Source organism: Geminicoccus sp., assembly GCF_036263595.1.
Lineage (GTDB): Bacteria > Pseudomonadota > Alphaproteobacteria > Geminicoccales > Geminicoccaceae > Geminicoccus.
This window is the reverse complement of sequence record NZ_DATAGQ010000025.1, coordinates 1-25,415: the sequence shown is the minus strand read 5'-3', so window position 1 is coordinate 25,415 and position 25,415 is coordinate 1. Positions and strand designations below refer to the sequence as shown.

Sequence of the window (25,415 nt, the reverse complement as noted above, 5' to 3'; positions counted from 1 at the left end):
ATGGCGACACAAGGCATCGCGGCGCAGCGTGAGGCCGCTCAGGGGCTGGATCTCGCCGATCCGGCCGCCGAGCGGGTCCTCCCGAAGCGCAAGCGCAAGGAGCCTTCCTCCGCAAACGGAAAGATCTACCCGCGCTCCGTGCGCGGGCAGTTCCGCACGATCAAGTGGGCGGCACTGTGCGTCCTGCTGGGCATCTACTACATCCTGCCCTGGATCCGATGGGACCGGGGCCCGGATGCGCCGGACCAGGCCCTGCTGTTCGATTTCATCCGCCAGCGGATCTACCTGTTCGGGATCGAGATCTGGCCGCAGGAGATCTACTATGCGACCGGCCTGCTGATCCTGGCGGCCCTGGGATTGTTCCTCGCGACCAGCCTGTTCGGCCGGATCTGGTGCGGCTATGCCTGCCCGCAGACGGTCTGGACCGACCTGTTCATGTGGGTGGAGCGGCGGATCGAGGGGGACCGGCGCGAGCGGATGAAGCTCGACGCCCAGCCCAACTCGACCGGGAAGATCGCCCTAAAGGTTGCCAAGCATGCCGTCTGGCTGCTCATCGCCATGCTGACCGGCGGCGCGTTCGTGATGTACTTCAACGACGCGCCGACCCTGCTTCGCCAGTTGCCGACCGGCCAGGCCGGCGGCGTCACCTATTTCTTCTTCGGCCTGTTCACGCTCACCACCTACCTGCTCGCCGGCTGGGCACGGGAAACGGTCTGCAACAACATGTGCCCCTGGCCGCGCATCCAGGGCGGCCTGCTCGACCAGGACAGCCTGACCGTCACCTATCGCGACTGGCGTGGCGAGCCGCGCGGCCCGCACAAGCGCGGCGAGAGCTGGGAGGGCAGGGGCGACTGCATCGACTGCCACCAGTGCTTCATGGTCTGCCCGACCGGCGTCGACATCCGCAAGGGCCTGCAGCTCGACTGCATCGGCTGTGGCCTTTGCATCGACGCCTGCAACGAGGTGATGGCCAAGGTCGACCGGCCGCCCTTCCTGATCTCGTGGGACAGCGCCCGCAACCAGCAGCTCAACGCGGCGGGCAAGCCCGGCCTGTGGCGCCTGGTGCGGCCACGCACGGCTGTCTATGCGGGCCTGTTCGTGGCGGTCGCCGTCTTCATGTCCGGCGTGTTCGCGCTCCGCTCGAACGCCAGCGTCGACGCCCTGCACGACCCGGCACCGCTGTTCGTGCAGCTTTCCGACGGCAGCATCCGCAACGGGTACAGCCTGAAGATCCGCAACACCGAGCATGCGGCGAGCCGGTTCGAGCTGGGCGTGGTGGGCTTCCCGGCCCGCTACCGACTGATCGGCGACACCGAGGACCGGGCCCTGCCGCCGGTGGTGACCGCCGATCCGGATGGCGTGACCACCGTCCGCCTGTTCGTCATCCTGCCACACTCGGTCGTGCACGAGCCGTCGATGGAGATTGGCTTCGTGCTGCGCAACGTCGACACGGACGAGATCGTCCGGACCGAGAGCATCTTCCGGGGTCGGCATTCATGAACGCCCACCGAGGGATCACCATGCCCGACCATGGTCGCATGGCGGCCCAGGCCCGTCCTGCCACGTCCCGCCAGGAGCAGCGCAGCCGTCGCATCGCGCTCACGGCACTCGCTGCCTTCGCGGCGATCGTGTTCCTGGTCAACGGCTTCATGATCATGACGGCCGTGCAGACCTTCACCGGCATGGCGGTGGAGGGTGCCTACGAGCGGGGCCTGACCTACAACCAGACGCTCGAAGAGGCGCGCGCGCAGGCGAAGCTTGGCTGGACGGGAGAGGTCGAATTCGTTCAGGCCGAGCCGGCCGCGGGCAAGCTGTCGTTCCGCCTGCAGGATTCGGCGGGCCAGCCGATCAGCGGTGCACAGGTCGAGGCGGTCATGTTCCGCCCGACCCAGCAGGGAAGCGACTTCCGCGTCTTTCTCACCCGCGTCGGCAGCGGCCTGTATCAGGTTGACCTGGACTTTCCGGCAGCGGGCCTGTGGGATGCCTATCTGGCCGCACGTACCGACGACGCCTCCTACCAACGACGTGAACGACTGCTGGTGCAATGAGTGTCATCACCGCCGGGCTGACCGCAGGCGGCCAGATCGAAATCCAGCCGACCCGGCCCGACGACATCCTTCCGTTCATTCGCCGGCACCCGGACGGATCCTGGTCGCTCGACCTGATGGTGGAAGGGGCGCATTGCGGCGCCTGCATTTCCAGGATCGAGCGCACGCTGCTGCGCTATGACGGCGTACGGTCGGCAAGGCTGAACCTGTCCACCCGGCGGCTCCACGTCGCCTGGACCGGTGCACGCGACGAGGGCGTGGCGCTCCATGCCGCCCTGGAGCAGCTGGGGTACCGGGCGGTCGCCTTCGACCCGGAGCGGCTGGCCGGCAAGGACCTGGCGCGCGAGCAGGACCTGCTCCGCTGCATGGCCATCGCCGGGTTCGCCGCCTCCAACGTGATGATCCTGTCGATCTCGGTCTGGGCCGGGCATTCGATGGGCATGGGGCCCGGCACGCGCGGCCTCCTGCACTGGCTCTCCGCGCTGATCGCCCTGCCGACCGTGGCCTATGCCGGCCGTCCGTTCTTCACCTCCGCCTGGCGCGCCCTGCGTGCCGGCACGACCAACATGGACGTGCCGATCTCGGTGGGCGTGCTGCTGGCCTGCGCGATGAGCCTGTCGGAGACCATCCGCCACGCGCCCTACGCCTATTTCGACAGCGCGGTGACGCTCCTCTTCTTCCTCCTGGTAGGCCGATACCTGGACAGCCGGGCACGGGGCCATGCGCGCGCCGCGGTCGAGCGCCTGATGCTGCTGCGGACCGCCACCGTCACCGTGCTGGCCCCCGATGGCACCCGCTCGTCCCTGCCGGCCGATCAGGTCCGGCCGGGTGCCATGATCCTGGTGGCACCGGGCGAGCGGATCGGCGTCGACGGTCGCGTCGCCATGGGAGCGTCCAGCCTCGACAACAGCCTGGTGACGGGCGAGTCGATGCCGGCGCAGGTAGGGACGGGCGACCGCGTCTATGCCGGCACCCTGAACCTTGACGGCCTGCTGCATGTCGAGGCGCTGGCGGTCGGCGAGCAGACCCTGCTCAGCGAGATCGGCCGGCTCATGGAGATGGCCGAGCAGCGCCGCGGCCGCTACGTGGCACTGGCCGACCGGGTGGCCCGGCTCTACGCGCCGGTGGTCCATGTCCTGGCGCTCGCGACCTTTCTCGCCTGGACGCTCGTCATGGGCGTGTCCTGGCAGGTCGGGCTCCTCCATGCGGTGGCCGTGCTCATCATCACCTGCCCCTGCGCCCTGGGGCTGGCCGTGCCAGCCGTCCAGGTGATCGCCAGTGGCCGGCTGATGCGGGCCGGCGTGCTCCTGAAGTCCGCAACGGCCCTGGAGCGCCTGGCCGCGGTGGATACGGTGGTCTTCGACAAGACCGGCACCCTGACCATCGGACGGCCGGAGCTGGTCGACCGGGACAAGCTGCCGCGCGAGGCGCTGGAGCTCGCGGCCGCCATGGCGGCCGGCAGTCGCCACGTCCTGGCACGTGGATTGGTCGCGGCCTGCCCCGACATGCCACTCCGGGCCGGCGTGCGCGAGGTCCCGGGCTGCGGCCTCGTGCTGCAGACGCCCGAGGGCGAGGTGCGCCTGGGGCAGCGCAGCTGGGCGGTGGGTGGTATCGAAGAAGACCAGGCGCCGCATACGCCGCTGCCCGAGATCTGGCTGGCCCGGCCGGGCCGTCCGCCGGTCGTCTTCCGGTTCGAGGACCAGCTGCGCATCGATGCCGCCGCCACCGTCCGCAAGCTGCGCCAGCAGGGCTACCAAGTCGAACTGCTGTCGGGTGATCGGGAGGACGTGGCGGCCGGGGTGGCGCTGGACCTCGGGATCGAGACCTGGCGGGCCGCGGTGATGCCCGCGGGCAAGACCGCCCATCTCGAAGCCCTCAAGCGCGCCGGCCGGCATGTGCTGATGGTAGGCGATGGCCTGAACGATGCGCCGGCGCTGGCCGCCGCCCACGTCTCGGCCTCGCCGTCCACGGCCGCCGACATCAGCCAGACGGCCGCCGATGCCGTGTTCCAGGGACAGCGCCTGGGTGCGGTGGTCGAGCTGCTGACGGTGGCGAGGCAGGCCGAGCGGCTCGTGAAGCAGAACATGGTCATGTCGATCGGCTACAATGTCCTGGCCGTGCCGCTGGCCATGTTGGGCCTGGTGACGCCGCTGATCGCCGCGGTGACCATGTCCAGCTCGTCGCTGCTGGTCGTCGGCAACGCGCTGCGCCTGGCGAGAAGCCGGGGCCGATGAACATCATCGGCTTCCTCATCCCGATCGCCCTGATCCTGGGCGGGCTCGGCGTCATCGCCTTCATCTGGTGCCTGCGCAGCAACCAGTACGAGGACCTGGAAGGAGCCGCCTGGCGCATCCTCGACGACGATGACGACGAGCCGCCGGCCGACCGGAACAAGCCTCAGGCCTGACCATCCCGTGCCTGCCCGCAGGCGGACGCGCGGTCCAGCAGCAGCTTGCGTTCCCGCGCGTTGCGGGCAAGGCCCGCCGCTTGCTCGAAGGCCGCTGCTGCCTCGGCGAGCCGCCCGAGCTGCTGGAGCAGGTTGCCCCGGACGCTCGGCAGGAGGTGGTAGTCCTCCAGCATCGGCTCGGCGGCAAGCTCGTCCACCAGCGCCAGTCCCGCCTCCGGCCCGAACGCCATCGCGACCGCGACGGCGCGGTTCAGTTCCACGACCGGCGAGGGGGCCAGCTGCGCCAGGGCGGCGTACAGGGCCGCGATGCGGATCCAATCGGTCTCGGCAGCCGTCCGCGCCCGCGCATGGCAAGCCGCAATGGCGGCCTGAAGCCCGTATGTACCCAGCCGCTTCGACAGGGCCTCCGCACGTTCCAGGGCCGTCAGCCCTCGCCGGATGAGCAGATGGTCCCAGCGTGAGCGGTCCTGCTCCAGGAGCAGGATCGGCTCGCCGTCAGGCCCGGTCCGTGCCTTGGCGCGCGATGCCTGGATCTCCATCAGCGCCAGGAGGCCGTGTGCCTCCGCCTCGTCCGGCACCAGGCCGACCAAGATGCGGCCAAGGCGCAGCGCTTCCTCGCACAAAGCAGGGCGCATCCAGTCCTCGCCGGCCGTGGCCGCATAGCCTTCATTGAACACGAGGTAGACGACCTCCAGGACTGACTGGAGCCGCTCCGTCCGATCCCACCCTCGTGGCGTCTCAAACGGCACCCCCGCTTCCTTGAGTGTGCGCTTGGCCCGGACGATCCGCTGCGCGATCGTCGGCTCCGCTGTCAGGAACGCGCGAGCGATCTCTGCCGTGGAGAGGCCGCAGAGCAGGCGCAGGGTCAGGGCCACTCGTGCGTCCGGCGGCAGCACGGGATGGCAGGCCGTGAAGACGAGGCGAAGGAGGTCGTCGCCGATATCGTCGTCGAGGGCCTCGCCCCTTTCCATGCCCTCCATCTCCTGGAGGATCTCGACCTCGCGCTCCAGCTCGGCATGCTTGCGGTGCTGGAGGGAGCGACTGCGGAACAGGTCGATCGCGCGATGCTTGGCCGTGGCCATGAGCCAGGCACCCGGGCGCTCGGGAAGGCCGGTGGCCGGCCAGCGCTCGAGGGCCATGACCAGCGCCTCCTGCGCCAGTTCCTCGGCGAGGCCGACATCGCGCACGAGCCGCATGAGCCCGGCGATCAGCCGGGCCTGCTCGATCCGCCAGACGGCCTCGATGGTGCGCTGGATGTCGGTGGCCTTCACAGCCACCGATCAGAGCATTGCGGTCCCGGCGATGCAACGGGCGACGGTAGCCTATCGCTGCCGCGGCTGTCCTGCCTGGTCCTGCATGCCCGGCAGCCCCGACGCCGCCTCCTGCACGTCGGCAGGAAAGTCGGACATCTCCTGGACCTGGCGGACCTCGATGATCTCGTTGTCGGAGGCGGGGCAGCGCGAGGCCCACTGGATCGCCTCGTCGCGCGACGATACCTGGATCATCCAGTACCCGCCCACGACCTCCTTCGCTTCAGCGAACGGGCCGTCCGTCACCTTCGGCCTGCCGCCGGCAAAGCTGACCCTTGCTCCCATCGACGGCGGATGCAGGCCGTCCAGGGCCAGCAGCACGCCCGCCTTCTGCAACTCCTCGTTGTACCTCATCATGGCCGCGACGGCCTCGACATCCGGGACGGTGCCCGGCTCGGCCGTCTCGTAGCCCTTCGGGATCATCAGCATCATGAACCGCATCATCTCTTCTCCTGAATAAGGTGAAGGAAGCAATGGCGGCATCCGCGGCGGCCATGTTCCTCCTCTTCGTCACGACGAAGAACGGCCCGCCGGATCGACAGGCGTCGGAAGAAAAATGTCGCCTGCGCCATCGGCCGCCCTGGTGGCGGCTTGCCCCTGAGGCCCGAACGGAAGCCGAGACGGTCAGCAATGGACAGCACGGGAACCGTCTATCGGTTCATCCGCTACTACCCTGTCGATCCGCATTCATTGGAGAGAGTTCATGTCCACCCTGCGCTTGCTGTTGGCACTCGCTCTGCTGGCTTCCGGCAGCCTCACGCTTTCTGCCTGCAACACGTTGGGCGGTGCTGGCGAGGATCTCTCTGAAGGCGGCGACGCGATGTCAGACGCGGCCGACGACGCCGAGGACTGAGAAGGCGACGAGCCACGGACGCCGGGTTCCTTCACTACACTGCATCGTCCTCGCTCGCACCCGATGGACGATAGGAGACCGAATTGGACGTAGTGCGCATCCTGATCGCCATTCTTCTTCCGCCACTCGGCGTCTTCCTGCAGGTCGGCATCGGCCTGCAGTTCTGGCTCAACATCCTGTTGACCCTGCTCGGCTACATCCCGGGCATCATCCACGCGATCTACATCATCCTGAAGCGGTGAACTCGCCGGCGGCCGGTTTTCCGGCGGCCGGTCGTTCCCCATCCTGCGCTGGTGGCGCCGCAAGGCCGACCCGGTAACGGGAAATGTACAGGCTCCTGACTCGGCTGCTCGTGATCATGAACAGCCGGACAGGTTGGGACGCCTTCGTCCTGGTCGACAGCGCGGGGATGGCCATTTTTGGCTGTGGCCAATCCGCCACAAAAATCGACTGGCCAACCAAAACCAGCGTGATGACGAAGGCCAGGTGGAACCTCCCACGAGGCTGCCAAACGGCCAGATTGGTGCCCTCAGCCTCCGGTAGACGTCCGTCCCTGGCGATCCGTTCCCGCCAATATCACTGATATATCCTGGGCTTATCCCGACTCTGCGCCTGGGCACGTTTTACAGTTAAAGAATGTATAAAATTTCATGGTTATTTGATGCTATAGGGAATCCGGAAAAATAAAAGTTTTCCGCAGTAATGGTGCGCTATTTTGCGCAACTGACAATTGGCCTACCACTTTGACTATCCCCACTGGCAACGCCACTGCCGTAAAGGCGTGGTTGATCCGGGGCATTAGCTTAACGAAGCGTAATGTCTTCTCTGACTGGGGAAGGTCAACAGTGATGTCGATGCGTTCAACTGCGTTCGCGGTAACGATGGCGCTTGCCGTATTTTCAGGGTCAATGATTTCATCGCCGGCATCTGCTACCCACTTAGGCTACTGCGGTGGCAAGTATCAGACCGGCAACAAGTTTTGGGAAACCAAGGAGCCGAGCGTGTCGACGGTGCTGAGCCACCTGCCGTTGAGCAAACGGAAGACGTCGGGCAACATCGTGTCGCTCAACTATGCCAGGAACTCGTCGGGCGACCTGATCTACCAGTCCTACTTCGACGACCACTGGAAGAATATCTTCGGCACCAGCACGTCCAGCGGGTACGGGCGAAAGTTGGCTGGTTCCTGGGTTCCCTCGGCCAGCACGAGCTGGGGCATCCCGACCTGGCTCAACCGGAAGAACCTTTCCGAGTGCGTCGTCGACGGCAAGGAGTCGGCGATCTGCCTGGGTATCCCCAGCGGGCGGATCAACGTGTCGTCGCTCGGGCACCACAGTGGCTGGGCCATCCTCGACACGGCCAAGATGAACAGCAGCCTTGGACAGTATGCCTGCCTCACCTATGAGGTGATGTTTTCCAGCAACTTCGACTTCAAGAAGGTGGACGGCAAGCTACCGGGCCTGACCAACACGCCGCCAAGGACGAGCCCGCCCAACGACCATCTGTGTCAGGGGCGCAACCGCCTGAAGAACACGGGTGCCACCTTCTCCACGCGGCTGGGATTCACCGATGCCGGCGGGTCGTCGGAAGTCGCCACGACCAAGCTGATGAACAATTTCAAGAACGATATGTTCGGCTACAACTGCTCGTCGGACGGAAGCAGCTCGAACAACGAGTTCCTCACCGAGATGCACGCCCAGGACCCGAAGGGAGCGTTGCAGGTCATCAAGCGCGGGGTCTGGTACAGGTTCGAGCACGAGATCAACCTGAACACGAACTACGACTCGTCCAAGAACGAGTATTCCGGTGCCACCAGCAAGGTCTGGCTGTACCGCAAGAGCGACAATGCCCTGCTGCAGTCGTTCAGCAAGAAGGACATGTTTTCATTCGACGCGGACAATAACGGCCGGTCCGAGCTCTATCCGCTGATGCCGCGAACCAGCAGTGCCAAGAAGGTCAGCGGCATCTTCCTCTCGATCCAGCAGGGCGGCAACCTTCCGGGCTCCGGTCCCTGGTCCCTGAACCACGTGATCGCGCTGCGCAGCTTCGGCCTGTTCCTGAAGTGAGCTGAAGCATGCTGGCGGCGGCCATCCGCCGCCGTCAGCCCTGCGTTCCGACAGGCTCGCCCTTCATGCAGCGATCCAGGGTGTCCGGCGGGAGCAGGCCCAGCTGCATGAAGAAGCCCAGGAAGTCGAAATAGTTGTAGGCTTCCAGGACCTTCCCATCGGCGACACGGGCATGGATGGCACCTTTCGCGGTCGCCTGCCGCCCGTCCGACATCCGCCCGGTAAAGGTGCATAGCGCCGCCATCCACCCGTCCTGCTCGACATAATGGTTCACCTCGAGCCGGGTCTCCTGGAGCAGCCGACAAAGATGCTGGTGAAAGGCCTTGTACGCCTCCGCACCCACCAGCGGTTGCCGGCCCAGGCCATGCCAGCAGCTCTCGGACGTGCACATCTCGTCGATGGCGGCGGGATCACGTTCGACCCATACCCGATGTGCCCAGGTTTCCAGCGTGTCCAGCATGCCGTTCCTCCCTCGACTGCGGCTGTTCCGTGCCACGGTTCGGGTTCAGCATAAACTGTTCGGTCTGAATTGGCACCGGTTCACAGATGGGCAATATGTTCTTGTCCATCCTCATCTGAAGCGAGCCATGGTTTTACTGTGCAGGACGGCAGCGAAGGCCCGTGCCTCAGGAATGACCCATGACCGGCTCGCCGTTCATGCAACGGCTGAAGGTATCGGGCGGCAGCAGTCCCAGCTGGACGAACAGGCCCAGGAAGTCGAAGTGGTTGTAGGCTTCCACGATCTTCCCGTCGACGATGCGGACATGGATCGCGCCGTTCATGGCAACCTCGCGTCCATCGGCGGCCCGTCCGGTGAAGGTGCACAGCGTCGCCAGCCAATCGTCCTTCTGCATGTGATGGTCGATCACGAGGTTCGTGTCGCGCAGTAGCGTGCACAGGCTGCGGTGGAACGCCTTGAACTGCTCGGGCCCCAGCAGGGCCTGCATGCCCAGCCCATGGGAACAGGCATCCGGAGATCGCAGTTCGTCGACCGCGGAAAGGTCCCGCTCGACCCATACGCGCCGTGCCCAGGTTTCCAGCGTCGCCAGCATGTCGTCCTCCCCTTCCGCAGCGCAATGGCTGACCGGTTGCCTACGATATACGCGAGACCATGAGGTTTGACGCGGGAATTATACTTGGCGGTTACTGTCAGCGCAGCCCGAAGCGGATCGGTACCGTCACGTCCAGGCGCGCCATCCTGACCTCCTCGGGCATGGCCGGCATAGGCTGGGCACGTTCCAGCATCGTGCCGACCTCGCGGTCCAGGATGGCGTAGCCCGAGCCTTCCACGATCTTCCAGCCCAGCAGCCGGCCGGACCGGTCGATCGTGAAGCGCAGCAGGACCGTTCCCTCCTGACCGCGCGAGCGCGCGAGCCTCGGGTACTCCTTGTGGCGCTCCAGCCAAGCCGAGAGGAGCGCGAAATAGTTCTGCAAGTCGCCGACCTGTCCGCCGCCCTGGCTGGCATCGCCGCTGCCGGCATCGGGTGCCGCTGTATTGCCGGTGGACCCGCTCCCCGTACCTGGCGGCGGCGGTGCGGCCTTCGCAACCTCCTGCTCGGCCACCGGCTCCGGGCGCGGGGGACGGGGCCTGGGAGGACGGCGCGCCGGCGGAGGAGGCGTCTGCGCGACCGGACGCGCCTCCACGGGCTCGGCCGCCACGACTTCCTCTACCTGCACCGGCTCCGGCGGCTCGACGGCTGCTACTTCTTGCGTCGGCACCGCATCGGGAGGCGGTGGCTCGGCTTCGGCGGCTTCGGTCGGCGGCACCGTCTCGCTCGGCACCGCATCCACCGGAACTTCCTCGGCCTCGACGACGGACATCTCCTCCACCGGCGCCGGTGCCTCCTCGACGGCTGGTGCTTCTTCCTCGACGGTCGCGACGTCCTCGATGACGTCGATCGCGTCGGCCGTCGGCAGTTCGGTCGGCGCCGTGGCACCCGCCGTGCTTCCGGCCGGACCCATGGCCACCGCCAGTCCACCGGTGCCGATGGCCACCGCGCCGGCCTGATCGGGTTCCGGGGCCAGCCAGAGCCAGGCGCCTACCAGCGCATGAGCCATGATCGAGCCACCGACGGCCCAGGGGTGGGCTGCCTGCATCGCCCTTCCTTCAGCGCGCCTGGACGGCGGCCGTGGGTGCGGCTTCCGCGATCAGCAGGACCTTGGCGAAGCCTGCACCCGAGATGGTGCCCATCAGGCGCATCACTTCGCCATAGGCGATCGACCGGTCGCCACGCACATAGATGATCCGCTCGGGATCTTCCCCCGCCAGCGCCTGGAGCCGCTGGCCAAGCTCGGTCGTCGGCACATCGTCCTCGCCGACGAACACGGCACCCGTCCGGTCGATGCTGACGATCAGCGGCTCCTGGGGCTCGCCCAGCCGCTTCGCATCGGTCTTGGGCAGATCCACCGGCACGCCCGCCATCATGAGCGGTGCCGCCACCATGAACACGATCAGCAGCACCAGCATGACGTCGACGAGCGGCGTCACGTTGATCTCTGCCAGGGGACGATAGCCGCCGCTGCCCCCGCCGCCGGCGGGCGTGATCGCCATCTATTCGGCCGCCTGCAGCATGGCGGCGTTGTGCCGCTCGCGGGTCAATTCGCCACCGATCTTCGCGATCGTGCGGTCGAGCCGCTGGCCGAGCCGGCCCAGGTCCGTCGTCAGCTTGTTGTAGGCCATGACCGCCGGAATGGCGGCAATTAGGCCGATGGCCGTGGCGAACAATGCCTCGGCAATGCCGGGAGCCACGACCGCGAGGCTCGTATCGTTGGAGGCCGCGATGCCTGCAAAGCTGTGCATGATGCCCCAGACCGTACCCAGCAGGCCGACGAAGGGAGAGATGGAGCCGATCGTGGCGAGCATGGGCAGCCCCGGCTCGGCCTGGCGCAGGTGATCCGCCGCCGCCTCGCGCATCGACTGCTCGATTCGGGTACGCCATTCCGCCCGGCTCTCACGGGGATCGTGCTCGCGCCACTCGGCCAGGCCGACATCGAGCATGCTGGAGGCCATGGGCCCCAGCTTCCCGACCGGCCGTGCCGCGGCATCGCCGCGTGCCGCATGCCGCTCCAGCCGGATCGCCTGGCGGCGCAGGGCACCGATCCGGAACAGCTTGTCGATCAGGATCGCCCAGCAGGCGACGGAGGCCAGCACCAGCAGGATCATTACGCCCTGCACCACCGGATCGGCCTGCAGGAACAGGGAGAGTGGCGAAAGATCCGGTGCCGCATGGCCCGTGACAGCCTCGGCGGGAAGTCCTGCCTGAGCCGCCGGGTCGATGTTGCCCGAAGCTGCCGGATCGACAGGCAGGGTCTCGGGTGCGGGATCAGGGTCCAACGGTCAGCCTCGCATGGTCACTTGTTGAAGCCGGCCGGCGTACGGGTCGCGAGCGCCAGCCGCGGAAAACAGTGGGCGGCCTCGCCGGACGCTCCGCAGGCCAGGACGTCGTTGACCAGGATGCTGCCCAGCCCGTCGCAAGGAAGGTCGGTCAGGTCGAACAGCTTGACGCTGGTCTTGGCGGCACGCAGCGGGCCCGTTTCCAACGCCAGGCGCCGATCGATCACGCCGTCGCTGCGGAACAGGACAAGATCGAGCTTCAGGCTCTGCAGCGCTTCCGCGCCCTCGTTGCCGACGACCAGATAGACCCTGCAGCCCTGCTCGACCGGCTCCAGGCGGTTCAGTTCCAGCCGGATCGGCGCCGGGTCCATCGCCAGCGCCGCACCGCCGCTCATCCATGCCACCACGGCACCTGCCAACATCCGCCGCATGGCGCCACGTCCGTTCCGTTCACGACGGCGCGCGGTTACCACGCGTTCCATGGGCGACCAAGACAAACCGACCTTCCCTGGAATTAGAAGAAATGCAATCTGCTCAACCAGTTAGCCGTGACGCCGCACGCCGCCGACGGTCCAGGCGGGGCAGTCAGGGAACATAGCTCATCGGCTGCCCGCTCACCGGGTGCGGCACGATTCCCATCGGCAGGCCATAGACCGCCTCCAGCATGTCCTCGCGCATCAGCTCCCTCGTCGCACCATGCGCCAGCAGGCGACCCCGGCGCAGCGCCGCCAGCTCGTCGCAGAAGCGCGCGGCCAGGTTGACGTCGTGGAGGACCAGCAGGATTGCAAGGCCACGCTTGTGGCTGAGCTGGCGGACCAGGCGCAGCACCTCGAACTGATGGGCCACATCGAGGGCGGAGGTCGGCTCGTCCAGCAGGAGGCAGGCAGCGTCATGGGCCAGCAGCATGGCCAGCCAGGCGCGCTGCCGCTCGCCACCGGAAAGGCTGCCGACTTCACGGTCGCCGAAGGCATCCACCTGTGCCAGGGTCATGGCCTCGTCGACCTTGGCGTGGTCGTTCGAGGAGAAGCGGCCGAGCGGCCCGTGCCAGGGATAGCGTCCGAGCGCTACAAGCTCCCGCACCAGCAGCCCCGGCGCCACCGGTGGCGATTGCGGGAAGTAGGCGGCCTTGCGGGCGAACGCACGGTCCTTCCAGCTGTCGAGCGACGCGCCGACAAGGCGGATCATGCCCTTGCTCGGCGAGAGCTGCCGCGCCAGCAGCTTCATCAGCGTCGTCTTGCCCGACCCGTTATGCCCGATCAGGCCCAGGACCCGGCCGGGCGACACGGTGAGGGTCACATCCTGCAGGAGCCACCTGCCGGCGATCTGGAACCCAACCTGGTTGGCTTCGAACAGGGCGGCGCTCTTGGTCGTTGTCATGGGAGGACTTCTGCTGTGGGGATGAGGGGCGCGTAGTATCCGTGGTGTTGGGGGCCGGCCAGGCGGTGCCATGGTCGTTGCCGGTGACACGGGATGGCGGGCTTGGCTGATAACTGCGGTCGTCGCTGCGGGCCTGCATGACCAGTGCCGACACTGGATGGGGCTCGTATCCTTGCATCCAAACACAGCCATCCTGTGAAGCTGGTACTGGCGTCCATGCTGGCTCGGGGCGGGACCGATGTCGCCGACCTCGTCACCGTCCTCCTCGGGCCTTGCTCCGTCCCCTTCTGCCCGAGGCCCGGCACAGGCAGCGGATGCCATCGTGCCCGGGCAGCCGAGGATCATGCGTCCGCGAACGCAGCCAGGCCGCCCGCGCATAGCTGGCGGCCCGCACCACCTGCAACATCAATTCAGCACCCAGGAAATAGAATGTAGTAATTCCAGTTCATGTCATTGTGACGGCAAGCCTGCTGCAGCTTCTCGTTCAGTTGACCGTCCGCCGGGTATGCCTGCTCGACCCGCCTGATCCTCAGGCACAGGCTAGGATGGCTGATGACGGGCGCAGGATCTTGTTGTTCGTCGGCATTGGCTGCCTCTTCCCTTGGATGATGCCAATCGCGCAATCGAAGCGATTTGACCGGACGTGAAGCGAGTGGCCGGCCGCATTACTTCCGGTCGGCCGCAGCCAGCAGGCTCTGACCGGTCCTTTGCCCGTTTTCTGCGCCGCTTTGCTTGCGACGCTGCGGCCGCACTCGAGGTCGGGGCTTTGCTGGACGACGGACCGGCAGTCCTCCATGAATCCAGCCGGCCACCGCGCATCACGTTTCCGAGGGTCGTCAAGAACAGACCTTGGCTTCGTGTAGAATCCGGAGTAATAAGATCGCACCGGGAGTGCGTCGTCCTCAGGGGCGTGCCCGCGATGTTTTGGACAACCCAGAAGGGAAGTTGCGCATGAGTGACGGAACTCGCGTTGCGAGGCGCGTCCTGCTGGCCGGCGCCGCCGGTGCCGCAGCACTGCCCATCATGCGCAGCCGTCATTCCTTTGCGCAGAATGCCAAGACCAGGATCAGCTTTGCTTGGCCCTTCGCGAACGGCCAGAAGGGTATCCGGGATCTGGCGGCAAGCTTCAACGAGCAGAGCAACTCGATCGAGGTCGAGGTCCAGATCGTCCCGCAACTGCAGGCGATCCCGAAGCTCACGACCGCCTTTACCAGCGGAGCCGGCCCGGACTGCCTGGCGATCTCCGACATCTGGCTGGCGCAACTGGCCGGCGGCGGCTGGCTGGAAAGCCTGGAGCCCTATCTCCAGGCCTCCGGGATCGAGGCGGACATCACGCCCGCCTCGATGGGCATCGCGCGGATGTACAATAATACAGCCTACTATATCGGCTTCGTCGTCGAAGCTTTTACCCTCTTCTACAACAAGAAGCATTTTGCCGCGGCCGGACTGACCGAGCCGCCGGCCACGCTCGACGAGTTCCGTGTACATGCCGAGAAGCTGACCGACGCTTCGAACAACAAGTTCGGCTACTATGTCGAGGGCGGCGACGGGTGGAGTTTCCAGCAATGGACTACCTGGGCCATCGGGACTGGCGGACTCGGGGTGAATCGTACCTTCTTCGATGCGAATGGCCGCTGCGTCCTGAACTCGCCGCAGCACGCTGACGGCCTGCAGCAATGGGTCGACCTCTACCAGAAGAGCAAGGTGTCGCCGCCGGCCTCTGCGGTCGGGACCTTCCAGGACCAGATCAGCGCCTTCAGCGCCGGCCAGGTCGCCATGAACTTCGGGTGGGGCTCGTTCCTCTCGATCATGGCCAAGGGCGTGGGGGAGGAAAATCTCGGCACCGCCAGGACTCCGGCGGGACCGACCGGCTCGAACTTCTACTTCGCCGGCAATGGCTTTGCGCTGAACGCTGCTTCGCCCAACAAGGAAGCAGCATGGGAGTTCATCCGGTTCTTGCTTCGCCCGGAAAACAACGCACCATGGAATCGCGAATACGGTGCTATTCCGACCAATATCAGGACATGGGACCAGGAGTGGCTGAAAAAGCCCATCTATGAACCGATTCTGGCCATGCTGAGCGACACTCCGTCGCTGGTTTACCATCCCCGTTACATCCCGGGCTACGGTAGCTTCCAGAGCCAGTTCAGTCCGCCGCAGATCCAGAAGACCCTGCTGGGTGGACAGACCGCGGCTCAGCATCTCGAGCAGATCGCTTCGGCCTTGAACGAGTTGCGCAACAAGAACCTTTGACCCTCGGCCGTGGATCTCCCGGCCGCTTCGGCCAGTGACGTCCACAGATCCGCAGGTCAAGATGAACGGGATCGGCAGCAGGATACCGGCGCAACTGTTCCCTTACATCCTCGTGGCGCCGGTCACCCTTCTGGTCGCGGCTGGTGTCGTGGTTCCCGTCGCCTACATCGTTTCGCTGGGCTTCTACGACTTCTCGCCCTATCTGGCCCGCGTCGCCACCTGGGTCGGCGTCGGCAATTATGTGCTGGTACTTACCGATCCCGTCTTCTGGTCGTCCTTGCGCGCCTCCGTCTACTGGGTGATCGGCTCGGTCATCCCGCAGTTCCTGCTGGGCCTGGCCATGGCGCTCCTGTTGAACCAGGTCGTTCCGCGGCCGGGGCATCGTCCGGACGATCGTGATGGCTCCATGGGCGGTGTCCGGCATCGTGACCGGGACGATCTGGCTCTGGCTGTTCGATGGCTCGATCGGCTTTGCCAACGATCTGCTCATGCGGACCGGGCTCGTCGCCTATCCGGTGGCCTGGGGCATCTATCCGGAGACGGCATGGCTCACCTTGTTCGCCGCCAATGCCTGGCGCGGCGCCCCGTTCTTCGCGATCGTGCTGCTCGCGGCGCTTCAGTCGATCGACGGGGTGCTCTACGAGGCGGCCAAGATCGACGGCGCATCGCGCTGGCGGCGCTTTTGGCACATCACCCTGCCGCTCGTGTCCAGCGCCATCGTCCTCGCCACGCTGCTGCGGGCCTTGTGGACGTTCAACTTCATCGACCTCATCTGGATGATGACCCGCGGGGGGCCGATGGACGCAACCAAGACCCTGCCGCTCTACATCTTCGACGTCGCCTACCAGCGCGGCGACTTTGGCTATGCCGCTTCTTTGTCCGCGGTCCTCTGCCTGATCCTGATGGGATTTGCTGTCTGCTACTGGCAGCTCCACCGCCTGGTCGACCGGGGAGCGTGAGGTGACGGACGTCGACATCCGCGTTGGGCCCGGCAGGAAGGCGCTCACCTATCTCGCCGCTTCCGTTCTGGTCCTGTTCACCCTGTTCCCGATCTACATCCTGGTGATTTCGTCCCTGAAGGGGCCGGACGAGCTGTTCACCTACCCGCCGAGCTACTGGCCGGACCTGCCGACGCTGGAGAACTACATCCGGGCACTGAGCGAGAGCAGGCTGGTGACGCTCTACCTGAACAGCCTGCTGGTGGCGGCCGGGGCCTGTTCCGTGACGATCGCCATGGCGATCTTCGCCGGCTTTGCCATGGCCAGATTCGAATTCAGCGGCCGCTCGATCGTGATCGCCCTGTTCCTGCTGGCCCAGATCGTCCCGCAGGTCGTCATGCTGATCCCGGTCTTCTCGATGTTCAAGGCGCTGGCCCTGGTCGATTCGAGGTTCGGGCTCCTGATCGTCTACGTGGCGATGCTGCTGCCGTTCTCGGTGATCATGATGCGCGGCTTCTACCTGGAGATCCCGGTGCAGCTCGAGGAGGCCGCCATGATCGACGGCTGCTCGCGCCTGGGCGCGCTCCTGCGGGTGGTCCTGCCGGCGGCGCTTCCCGGCCTCGTCGCGACGACGATGTACGGCTTCATCAACAGCTGGAACGAGCTCTTGTTCGCCGTGATCCTCATCAACAGCCCGAAGCTTCAGACCCTGCCGGTCGGAATCATGAGCATGGTCGACGAGGCCGGCTCCGAGCGCGGCCTGATGCTGGCCGTGGCGGTGATGGCGCTCGTCCCCAGCCTCGTCCTGTTCGGCTGGATCCAGCGCTACCTGACCTCCGGCCTGGCCGCTGGCGCGATGAAGGGCTGAGCCTGGAGCCCGGCCTCAGGCGTCCGGCACCGCTATCCCCGGCATGGCCAGCGACCGATAGCAGCTCTCGACCAGCGCCATCGTGTGCCAGGCATCCTCGACCGAGGTCGCCAGCACCTGGTCCTCGCCGGCGGCAAAGCGCTGCAGGTTCGCCATCACGCCGATGAACGCATCCGGGAACCAGCTGCCGCACAAGGTCACCTGCTCCCACGGCCCACCCTTGCGCGCCAGCCACAATTCGTCCGGTTCGCCCGCCGGATAGTCGAGCAGGAGCCCGAGCTTCACCATCGCGGCACCCTGGTCGCCCTCGAACCGGAAGCTCGCATCCTGGAAGCGGCGGCCGAAATCGTGGTGATGGTTGATCGACAGAGTGACCCGCCGGTCGTCGTCGCCATAGTCCAGGATCGCCGAGGTCCGCGTCTGCGCCAGCCGCGTCGACGGATGCCCGCAGGATCGCGCGAAGACCGAGCGGGGATTGCCGGCCACGCTGCGGATCATGTCGAGATAGTGGATCGAGTGCGAGACGATCTCGACCCGCTCGTTGGCCAGCAGATGCGGAAACAGGTGCCAGGGCGTCACCAGGTTCAGATGCACCTCGACGTCGATCAGCCGGCCGAGCAGGCCACGGCGCAGCGCATCGGCAACCCCCATCATCATCGCGGAGAAGCGCAGCTGGAAGTTGACCGCCGCGGTCAGGCTGCGCTCCCGGCAGACGTTGCGGATGGCCGTCGCCGCTTCCAGGTCCAGCCCCATCGGCTTTTGCAGGAGCACCACCGAGCCTGCCGGCAGGCGCGACAGGATGGCATGGTGCGCCACCGGCGGTGCCGCCACGTCGACCACGCAGCCCGGCGTCGCCACCGCTTCCTCCATGGTGGCGAACACGCGCGGCACCCCGAACCGCGCCGCCAGCGCGCGCGCCTTCTCCTGGTCCAGGTCGAACAGCCCGGCCACCGGGAAGCCCGCCTTGCGATAGGCTGGCAGGTGCGCGTCCGCCGCGATCCCGCCCGTGCCGACGATCACGATCGGCCGCGGGTTCGAGGGCAGGGGATGCTCCTGGCGCAGGTCGGCCGGCACGATCATCGGACAATCTCCAGGATCTGCCGCTGCGCCCGTTCCAGCAGCGCGGCACTGGGCTCGGCCGTGGTCGTCGCCTGCGCCAGCATGTCGTCGACCACATGCGCGATCGCCGCCAGGTGCCGCGAGACCGGCAACGACCTGGCCTGCGCGTGGAGCGCGTCGAGCTTGTGGTAGTAGGGGATCGTCCGGTTGACCTCCGGGTCGCTCCAGGTCGAGCGGCGCACGCCGATGGCGCCTTCCGTGGTAGTGAGCCTGTCCATCGCGGGCGTCGCCAGGTGCCGCAGGAAGCGCCAGGCCAGATCCTTGTTGCGCGACCCCGAGGCAATCGCCAGCACCCAGAACACGTTGAGCGACAGGCTCTGCCCGCCAGGCGCGCAGGGAATGGGGGCGACATCGACCAGCCCCTTCACCCTGCTCTCCGCCCAGGTCTCGCCGAGCGCCGCAAAGCCGAACCAGTTGGTCATCAGCGCGACCTTGCCGGCGCAGAACAGGAGGCCCGACTGGACGCTGTCCAGCGTGCGCGCGTCGGGCGCCATGGCATCCTGGTCGTTCGCCAGCCTGCGGATGAAGTCGAGGGCCGCGACGGCCTGCGGCGTGACCAGCGTGGGCGTGCCATCCGCCGCGAACGGCTCGCCGCCGCGCGTCCAGACATGGATGCAGAAGTCGTAGAAGCCGTTATGCCCGTCCGGGAACAGTGCCAGCACCGTGCCATACTGCTCCTGATCCGGCGCATGCAGCGCGCGGGCAGCCGCATGGAAGGCGTCCCAGGTCTCCGGCACGCCGATTCCCGCGGCCTGCAGCAGGTCGCGGCGATAGATCAGGCATTGCGGCCCGTCATGATAGGGCATTCCCCAGAAGCCGCCCTCGAACTGCTGGAGCTGGAGCAGCGACGAACTCCAGCCCTCCGGGAACCCCTTGACCGGGGCGCTGGCGAGCCAGGGCCGCAGGTCCAAGATCAGCCCATCCGCCTGCGCGCGGGCCAGCCAGTCGGTCGAGAGGAACGCGATGTCGAAGCTGCCGTCCGCCAGCTCCCGCCGTGCGAACAGGGCCTCCTCCATGGGGTTCAGGTCCATCGCCACCGCATCCAGCCAGGCGTCCACGCCGCTGGCGGCGACGAAAGCCGCGAACTGCTTGGCGATGGCGCTCTCGAACGCGTCGAACTTGCGTACCGCGATGCGAAGCGTGCTGGTCACGACCGGCTCCCCCTGATGACGAGGCCCGCCTCGCTGCCGATGGCCGCGGCGGTAGCCTCAAGATGGGGCAGGAGCGCATCCAGGTCCGGCCCGTCCTTGTACTTCAGCGTCGAAATGGTGAGTGCTGCCCCGATCGACGATCCAGGCGACCCTACCGGCACGCCCAGGTCGAGCGTACCGACGAACCGCTCCCCCTCCGAACGCTCATGGCCGCGCACACGCAACGCCTCCAGCCGTCGGCTGAAGGCCTCACGCGCCGCTTCCTGTTCCATGGCCCATTCCGGCAGCCGCGCCAGCAGCGCGTCGCGCGCCTCCGACGGCAGGTGCGCCAGGAGGATCCGGCCGGATGTCGTGTGCAGCGGTGAGTGCAGCGAGCCCACCTCGACCGACAGCCGGAACGGCCGCGGGCTTTCCTCCTGCGCCAGCACCAGCACGCGATCCCGATAGAGCACGCTCAGATGGCAGCTCTCCCGGACTTCGCTCGATAGCCGCCGCATCCAGGGCTGGGCTGCCGCCAGCAGGTCCTCGTACGGCGAATGCGTCCTGGACAGCTCGAACAGCTTCAGCGTCAGCGCATAGCCGCCCGTATCGGCGTCGCGGCGCAGATAGCCGCGCACCTCAAGGCAGGTGAGCAGCCGGAAGATCTCGCCCGCCTGGCGGCCCAGCGCCCGCGCGATCTGCGCCTGGCTCACCGGCACCGCCTGGTCGGAAAGATACTCCAGCACGTCCAGCGCCTTCTCGACCGCCGGCACCGAGTATTTCGCCCGGCGCTCCTCCGCGGTCAGCATCCCCGCCACGACCCTATCCCGCGTCCACGGGCGTCCGCCGCTCGACCAGGTAGAGATGCTCGCACACCAGCACCGCTTCCTTGCGCTGGTTCACCATCTCGATTCCCTCCACCACGATCCCGTGCGTCCTGCGCCTGGGATGGTCGCGCTTCTCGGCGATCCTGGCGGTCACGTTGATCGTGTCGGCGATGAAGACGGGCCGAATGAAGCGCAGCCGGTCGTAGCCGTAGGACATGGCGCGTGGATTGATCGTGCTGGCGGTCATGCCGATGCCGACGCTGAACACCAGCGTCCCGTGCGCGATCCGCTGCCCGAAATCCTGCGTCTTGCACCACTCCGCGTCCATGTGGTGCGGGAAGTGGTCGCCGGTCTGCCCGGCATGGATGACGATGTCGCTCTCGGTGATGGTCCGCCCGAACGTCTTGCGCTCGAAGCCGACCTCGTAGTCCTCGAAGAACTGCTCGACGATCATGCCGTCCTCCGCTCAGCCGGCGACGAACTTCACGCACATGGGCGTGCCCGTGCGAATCGGGTTGCCCGTGTCGGTCAGCGATCCGTCCTCGGCGTTGCGCCGGAACACGGTGATCACGTCGGCATTCTGGTTCGCGACCAAGAGGTGCCGCCCGGACGGCGAGAGGCCGCAATTGCGTGGCGTGCTGCCCCCGCAAGGCACGTGCCCGACGGGCGCCAGCGCACCGGTCGTCGCGTCCACCGACAGGATCGCCACGCTGTCATGCCCGCGGTTGCAGCCATACAGGAACCGCCCGTCCGGCGAGATCTGCAGGTCCGAGCTGTCGTTGGGCATGGTCGCCCCTTCGGGCAGCGTCGATACGGTCGCGATCTCCGTCAGGCTGCCGTCCATCCCGAACCGCAGGCTGCTGACCGTCGAGCCCAGCTCGTTGATCACGAACACCAGAGGCTCGGTCGGGTGCAAGGCGATGTGCCGGGGTCCGGCCCCCGGTGCCGCATGGTGGCTCCCCACCTTCTCTAGCTGTCCCTCACCAGTCAGCCGATAGACCAGCACCTGGTCGATGCCCAGGTCCGCCACCAGCACGAAGTCCGTTCCCGGCACCTGCAGCGCGCAGTGGGCATGCGAGCGCTCCTGCCGTTCCTTGTTCGGCCCGGTACCTCGATGGGCGACGCTGCCGACGGGCGGCAGCAGCCCGCCGTCTCCACGGATCGGCAGCACCACCACCGACTGGTCTGGCCCGCCTTCGCCCATGGCATAGTTGGCGATCAGAAGGACGCGGTCACCGTCCGCCAGGCTGGCATAGCAGGAGATGCTGCCGAGTGCCGGCTGCATGTTGATGTAGTCGAGCCGCCCAGCCTGCAGGTCGTACCGGTAGGCGGTGACGATGCCTTCCTTCCACCCGAACACCTCGCTCACCGCGTAGAGCGTGCGCCGCTTCGGATCGACCGTCAGGTAGCTAGGATTGTCGACATCGCCGACTTCGCTGACCAGCTCGGCGGCACCGGTCTCGTCGTCGAAGCGGAAGAGCGACAGCCCGACTCCGTTGGCCCCCTGGAAATAGGGCGCTTTGCGGTTCAGCGCGCCGACGAACAGATGGATGTGGTCGGCCATGCTTTTCTTCCTCCCGATGCGGCGTCCCGGCGTCGCGCCGATCTTGCGCCTTTCGCTCATATATGAAAATGACTTTTGTAGAAGAACAACGCGGCGTTCGATGCCGCGGTGAGCGGGGACCAGATGCCAACCGAGAACGACCTGCCGCTCGCGGGCCTGCTCGTGGTCGACATGAGCCAGTTCCTGTCCGGCCCCTACGCCTCGCTGCGGCTGATGGATCTGGGCGCGCGCGTCATCAAGATTGAGCGCCCGGACGGTGGCGACCTGTCCCGGCGTCTTTACTTGAGCGACACCGAGATCGGCGGCGATTCGACGATCTTCCACGCCATCAACCGCAACAAGCAGAGCCTGGCCCTCGACCTGAAGGACAAGGATGACCTGGAGGCGCTGAGGAAACTTCTCGCGGCCGCCGACGTCGCCATCCAGAATTTCCGCCCCGGCGTGATCGAACGCCTGGGCCTCGACTACGAAGCGACGAGGAAAATCAACCCGCGCCTCGTCTACGCCTCGATCACCGGCTACGGCGAGGAAGGCCCCTGGGTGAAGCTGCCGGGGCAGGACCTGCTGGCCCAGTCCCGCTCGGGCGTGATGTGGCTGAATGGCGACGAGGACCAGGGTCCCGTCCCCTTCGGCCTCGCCATCGCCGACATGCTGGCCGGTGCTGCCGTGGCCCAGGGCATCCTGGCAGCATTGGTCCGCCGCGGCATCAGCGGGGAGGGCAGCCATGTCGAGACCAGCCTCCTGGAAGCCCTGGTCGATTTTCAGTTCGAGGTGCTGACCACCTACCTGAACGACGGCCGCCGCCTGCCGCGCCGCTCCTCCTTCCGCAGCGCGCACGCCTATCTGTCGGCACCCTATGGCGTATACCCGACCAAGGACGGCTTCCTCGCCATCGCGATGACGCCGATCCCCAAGCTCGCCAGCCTCATGCAGATCGGCGGCCTGGAGCCGTACCTGGACGACCCGTCCACCTGGTTCACCGCCCGCGACGAGATCAAGGCGATCATCGCCCAGCACGTCGCCCGCGAGACCACCGACCATTGGCTGAGCATCCTCGAGCCCGCCGACGTGTGGTGCGCCAAGGTCCTGCAATGGCCGGAGCTGCTGGAAAGCGAGGGCTTCCAGGCGCTGGACATGCTGCAACTGGTCGAGCGCGACGACGGCGTGCGCATCATGACCACCCGCTCGCCCATCCGGGTGAACGGCGAGCGTCCGCCGACCTCGCGCGCCGCCCCCACCATCGGCGAGCATAGCGACGCCATCCGCCGGGAGTTCAACCTGTGAGCGTCACCCTGAAAGGCATGACCTGGAGCCATCCGCGCGGCTACGACCCGATGGTCGCCTGTGCGAAGCTCTGGCAGGAGAAGACCGGCGTCACGGTCCACTGGGACAAGCGCTCGCTCCAGGACTTCGAATCCTTCCCGGTCGACGATCTCGCGCGTGCCTACGACCTGATCGTGATCGACCATCCCCATGTGGGCCAGGTCACCGCCGAGAACTGCCTCCTGCCGCTCGACGTGCCCGGCCGCGAGGCGGAGCGGGCGGAACTGGAGAAGGCCTCTGTCGGGCCCTCCTACCGCTCCTATCGCTGGCAAGGCCGCCAGTGGGCCTTCCCGATCGACGCCGCCACCCAGGTCCAGGCGTTCCGCCCGGACCTCCTGCCGGCTGCGCCGACGCGGTTCGACGAGGTCCTGGAGTTGGCCCGCGCCGGCAAGGTGCTGATCCCGCTGCGCTCGCCGCACGCGTTGATGACCTTCGACACGCTGGCCGCCAATCTGGGCCATCCCTGCGCCACCCAGCCGGGCGACCTGCTCGACGAGATCACGGGCCACCGGGTGTACCGGCTGATGCAGGATCTGGCGGCGGCGGTTGATCCCACCTGCTTCGACATGGACCCGATCGCCGCGTCCGAGCGCATGGCGGAAGCAGGCTCACCCATCGCCTGCATCCCCTATACCTATGGCTACGTCAGCTACGCCCTGGAAGGCTTCCGCCCGAACCGCCTGGCCTTCGCGAACATCCCGGCCGCCGGCTCCAACGGCCCCGTCGGCGGCACGCTGGGCGGCACCGGCATTGCCGTCTCCGCCCGCACCCAGTACCCGCAGGAAGCCCTGGACTTCGCCTACTGGATCGCCAGCGCGGAGGTCCAGCGCGGCCCTTATGCCGCTGCCGGCGGCCAGCCCGGCCACGCCACCGCCTGGGAAGACCCGGAGGTCAACCGCCCCGTCGGCGGCTTCTACCTGAACACCCGCGCCACCCTCGAAGGCTCCTACCTGCGCCCGCGCCACGACGGCTACATGGCCTATCAGCCCGAAGCCTCGGACCGCATCAGCCAGGGCCTGCGGAAGGGCGAGGGCGCCGCCTCTGTCCTGGCCGACCTGAACCGGATGTTCCAGGCGAGCTTCCGGTGAAGCACAGATTATGGGTGACTAATAGCTCCAGCATTCTGTAGGACGGTGCCGATGGATCAGATCTGGAAATTGACTGGGCATGTCATGCTTGGCCCATTTCTGCGGCCTAATCGGAACAAGCTCAAAGACTGACGAACAAGTAGTATTCGTTGCGCTGAAGCGACCGCAAGCTATGAGGAGTGAGGCTAAAGTGGCAAATACTCGCGTGTTGAATTCAAATGACATCGATATCGCCGAATTCTACTTTCCTATCCTTGTTCAATGCGCTAAGAACCGGACTAAGATTACGTATGGAAAATTAGTTGAAACGGCGCAGCGTCAACCTTCTGCTCCTGCTTTTGTAAATGGCGAGACGGCAGTCGGAACAGGTAGACGGTTGTATGCCTTGCGGCTTCTAACAGTTGCGGCTCATCTCCCTGACTTAAGCCCGCTGGTTGTTCAGCAAGATACGGATCACCCCGGTGAAGGACTAATAAAAGTCCTGGGTAAAAATCCCGATCTAGATCCAATTTTCGACTACGATTGGTCTCATGTAGTTTCGCTATCTCATCAGGCTAAATTTTTTTAGGTCTGCTATAAAAGCAGGCCAACTAATTTTTTAAGTTTTTGTATCTGCAGTTAAGCATTCGAAGGCGGCGGAGAGGACTTCCTCTTCCGCCAGCCCCTGGTTCGGCGCAAGGAGCGTCGGCCGCCCCTTCGACAGCACCAGCACGGTCGACGCCAGCGCCAGCACCTCCGGCAGCTCCGACGACACGAAGATCACCGCCGTTCCCTGGGCGGCCAGCGCCTGGATCGTGCGGTAGATGTCCGACTTGGTGCGCACGTCCACGCCATGGGTCGGCTCGTCGAGCAGCAGGATAGCCGGCTCGGTCGCAAGGCAGCGGGCCAGCAGCACCTTCTGCTGGTTGCCGCC

27 protein-coding genes and 1 pseudogene are annotated in these 25,415 nt (G+C 66.4%); 13 read left to right on the top strand and 15 right to left on the bottom strand.

The features are described from left to right. The 4 genes from ccoG to ccoS are packed head-to-tail and all read left to right on the top strand — an operon-like array spanning position 1 to position 4,455. Positions 1-1,500 (top strand): cytochrome c oxidase accessory protein CcoG, encoded by a 1,500-nt coding sequence (ccoG, locus tag VHL31_RS01750; protein WP_329659477.1) that lies wholly within the window; start codon positions 1-3, stop codon positions 1,498-1,500. Then, positions 1,497-2,048, top strand: coding sequence for a FixH family protein (locus tag VHL31_RS01745; RefSeq protein ID WP_329659476.1), 552 nt, complete (start codon positions 1,497-1,499; stop codon positions 2,046-2,048). Before ccoG ends, VHL31_RS01745 begins: the two co-directional genes overlap by 4 nt. Further along, entirely contained in the window at positions 2,045-4,282 is a 2,238-nt protein-coding gene (locus tag VHL31_RS01740) for a heavy metal translocating P-type ATPase (RefSeq protein WP_329659475.1), read from the top strand. Before VHL31_RS01745 ends, VHL31_RS01740 begins: the two co-directional genes overlap by 4 nt. Then, positions 4,279-4,455: a cbb3-type cytochrome oxidase assembly protein CcoS gene (gene ccoS / locus VHL31_RS01735; RefSeq protein WP_329659474.1), complete on the top strand. Its 177-nt coding sequence runs from the start codon at positions 4,279-4,281 to the stop codon at positions 4,453-4,455. The genes VHL31_RS01740 and ccoS overlap by 4 nt, the downstream gene beginning before the upstream one ends. Here the strand turns inward: ccoS and VHL31_RS01730 are convergent. Both VHL31_RS01730 and VHL31_RS01725 read right to left on the bottom strand, forming a co-directional pair. Further along, a complete protein-coding gene (locus VHL31_RS01730; RefSeq protein WP_329659473.1) occupies positions 4,446-5,732 on the bottom strand; it encodes an RNA polymerase sigma factor in 1,287 nt (428 codons plus the stop codon). The genes ccoS and VHL31_RS01730 overlap by 10 nt on opposite strands. A gap of 45 nt (positions 5,733-5,777) precedes the next feature. Beyond that, positions 5,778-6,206 (bottom strand): YciI family protein, encoded by a 429-nt coding sequence (locus tag VHL31_RS01725; RefSeq protein ID WP_349262337.1) that lies wholly within the window; start codon positions 6,204-6,206, stop codon positions 5,778-5,780. Positions 6,207-6,468: 262 nt separating this feature from the next. On the opposite strand from VHL31_RS01725, the gene VHL31_RS01720 reads away from it, so the two are divergent. From VHL31_RS01720 to VHL31_RS01710, 3 genes are all read left to right on the top strand, one after another. Beyond that, the gene (locus VHL31_RS01720; protein ID WP_329659471.1) at positions 6,469-6,618 is read left to right on the top strand and encodes an entericidin A/B family lipoprotein; all 150 of its coding nucleotides are present in this window, start codon (positions 6,469-6,471) and stop codon (positions 6,616-6,618) included. Between the two features lie 83 nt (positions 6,619-6,701). Beyond that, positions 6,702-6,860 carry a YqaE/Pmp3 family membrane protein gene (locus VHL31_RS01715; protein WP_349262336.1) on the top strand — a complete coding sequence of 53 codons (159 nt, stop codon included), beginning with the start codon at positions 6,702-6,704 and terminating at the stop codon, positions 6,858-6,860. Between the two features lie 759 nt (positions 6,861-7,619). Further along, positions 7,620-8,681, top strand: a complete 1,062-nt coding sequence (locus VHL31_RS01710) for a polysaccharide lyase (RefSeq protein ID WP_329659470.1) — start codon at positions 7,620-7,622, stop codon at positions 8,679-8,681. Between the two features lie 34 nt (positions 8,682-8,715). On the opposite strand, the gene VHL31_RS01705 is transcribed toward VHL31_RS01710, so the two are convergent. The 7 genes from VHL31_RS01705 to VHL31_RS01675 form a co-directional block, all read right to left on the bottom strand. After that, positions 8,716-9,141, bottom strand: a complete 426-nt coding sequence (locus VHL31_RS01705; RefSeq protein ID WP_329659469.1) for an ester cyclase — start codon at positions 9,139-9,141, stop codon at positions 8,716-8,718. Between the two features lie 166 nt (positions 9,142-9,307). Continuing rightward, a complete protein-coding gene (locus VHL31_RS01700) occupies positions 9,308-9,733 on the bottom strand; it encodes an ester cyclase (protein ID WP_329659468.1) in 426 nt (141 codons plus the stop codon). A gap of 97 nt (positions 9,734-9,830) precedes the next feature. Continuing rightward, the gene (locus tag VHL31_RS01695; RefSeq protein WP_329659467.1) at positions 9,831-10,778 is read right to left on the bottom strand and encodes a TonB family protein; all 948 of its coding nucleotides are present in this window, start codon (positions 10,776-10,778) and stop codon (positions 9,831-9,833) included. A 10-nt stretch (positions 10,779-10,788) separates the two neighbouring features. Next, on the bottom strand, positions 10,789-11,232 hold the full coding sequence (locus VHL31_RS01690; protein ID WP_329659466.1) for a biopolymer transporter ExbD: 444 nt from the start codon (positions 11,230-11,232) through the stop codon (positions 10,789-10,791). Continuing rightward, positions 11,233-11,958, bottom strand: coding sequence for a MotA/TolQ/ExbB proton channel family protein (locus tag VHL31_RS01685; protein WP_414653624.1), 726 nt, complete (start codon positions 11,956-11,958; stop codon positions 11,233-11,235). A 74-nt stretch (positions 11,959-12,032) separates the two neighbouring features. Then, the gene (locus tag VHL31_RS01680; RefSeq protein WP_329659464.1) at positions 12,033-12,446 is read right to left on the bottom strand and encodes a hypothetical protein; all 414 of its coding nucleotides are present in this window, start codon (positions 12,444-12,446) and stop codon (positions 12,033-12,035) included. 154 nt (positions 12,447-12,600) lie between these two features. Next, positions 12,601-13,392, bottom strand: a complete 792-nt coding sequence (locus VHL31_RS01675) for an ATP-binding cassette domain-containing protein (RefSeq protein ID WP_329659463.1) — start codon at positions 13,390-13,392, stop codon at positions 12,601-12,603. Between the two features lie 951 nt (positions 13,393-14,343). Between VHL31_RS01675 and VHL31_RS01670 the strand changes: the two genes are divergently transcribed. From VHL31_RS01670 to VHL31_RS01660, 3 genes and pseudogenes are all read left to right on the top strand, one after another. Further along, on the top strand, positions 14,344-15,645 hold the full coding sequence (locus VHL31_RS01670) for a sugar ABC transporter substrate-binding protein (RefSeq protein WP_329659462.1): 1,302 nt from the start codon (positions 14,344-14,346) through the stop codon (positions 15,643-15,645). 371 nt (positions 15,646-16,016) lie between these two features. After that, positions 16,017-16,604, top strand: a pseudogene (locus VHL31_RS01665) (carbohydrate ABC transporter permease); the annotation flags it as partial. A 1-nt stretch (position 16,605) separates the two neighbouring features. After that, entirely contained in the window at positions 16,606-17,451 is an 846-nt protein-coding gene (locus tag VHL31_RS01660) for a carbohydrate ABC transporter permease (RefSeq protein WP_329659461.1), read from the top strand. Positions 17,452-17,466: 15 nt separating this feature from the next. Here VHL31_RS01660 and VHL31_RS01655 read toward each other — a convergent pair whose 3' ends face one another. The 5 genes from VHL31_RS01655 to VHL31_RS01635 are packed head-to-tail and all read right to left on the bottom strand — an operon-like array spanning position 17,467 to position 22,091. Next, positions 17,467-18,531, bottom strand: coding sequence for a Gfo/Idh/MocA family oxidoreductase (locus tag VHL31_RS01655; RefSeq protein ID WP_329659460.1), 1,065 nt, complete (start codon positions 18,529-18,531; stop codon positions 17,467-17,469). Then, positions 18,528-19,721: an extracellular solute-binding protein gene (locus tag VHL31_RS01650; RefSeq protein ID WP_329659459.1), complete on the bottom strand. Its 1,194-nt coding sequence runs from the start codon at positions 19,719-19,721 to the stop codon at positions 18,528-18,530. The genes VHL31_RS01655 and VHL31_RS01650 overlap by 4 nt, the downstream gene beginning before the upstream one ends. Next, positions 19,718-20,509, bottom strand: coding sequence for an IclR family transcriptional regulator (locus VHL31_RS01645; protein ID WP_329659493.1), 792 nt, complete (start codon positions 20,507-20,509; stop codon positions 19,718-19,720). Before VHL31_RS01645 ends, VHL31_RS01650 begins: the two co-directional genes overlap by 4 nt. 13 nt (positions 20,510-20,522) lie before the next feature. Further along, positions 20,523-20,981 carry a MaoC family dehydratase gene (locus VHL31_RS01640; RefSeq protein ID WP_329659458.1) on the bottom strand — a complete coding sequence of 153 codons (459 nt, stop codon included), beginning with the start codon at positions 20,979-20,981 and terminating at the stop codon, positions 20,523-20,525. Between the two features lie 12 nt (positions 20,982-20,993). Continuing rightward, positions 20,994-22,091 (bottom strand): lactonase family protein, encoded by a 1,098-nt coding sequence (locus tag VHL31_RS01635; protein ID WP_329659457.1) that lies wholly within the window; start codon positions 22,089-22,091, stop codon positions 20,994-20,996. Between the two features lie 123 nt (positions 22,092-22,214). Here VHL31_RS01635 and VHL31_RS01630 point away from each other — a divergent pair, with 123 nt between their 5' ends. From VHL31_RS01630 to VHL31_RS01620, 3 genes are all read left to right on the top strand, one after another. Beyond that, the gene (locus VHL31_RS01630; protein WP_329659456.1) at positions 22,215-23,375 is read left to right on the top strand and encodes a CaiB/BaiF CoA-transferase family protein; all 1,161 of its coding nucleotides are present in this window, start codon (positions 22,215-22,217) and stop codon (positions 23,373-23,375) included. Further along, positions 23,372-24,502, top strand: coding sequence for an extracellular solute-binding protein (locus VHL31_RS01625; protein WP_329659455.1), 1,131 nt, complete (start codon positions 23,372-23,374; stop codon positions 24,500-24,502). Before VHL31_RS01630 ends, VHL31_RS01625 begins: the two co-directional genes overlap by 4 nt. 190 nt (positions 24,503-24,692) lie before the next feature. Then, on the top strand, positions 24,693-25,070 hold the full coding sequence (locus VHL31_RS01620; protein WP_329659454.1) for a hypothetical protein: 378 nt from the start codon (positions 24,693-24,695) through the stop codon (positions 25,068-25,070). Positions 25,071-25,100: 30 nt separating this feature from the next. Here VHL31_RS01620 and VHL31_RS01615 read toward each other — a convergent pair. Then, positions 25,101-25,415, bottom strand: a 315-nt coding sequence (locus VHL31_RS01615) for an ATP-binding cassette domain-containing protein (protein ID WP_329659453.1), incomplete at its 5' end; no start/stop codon positions are given.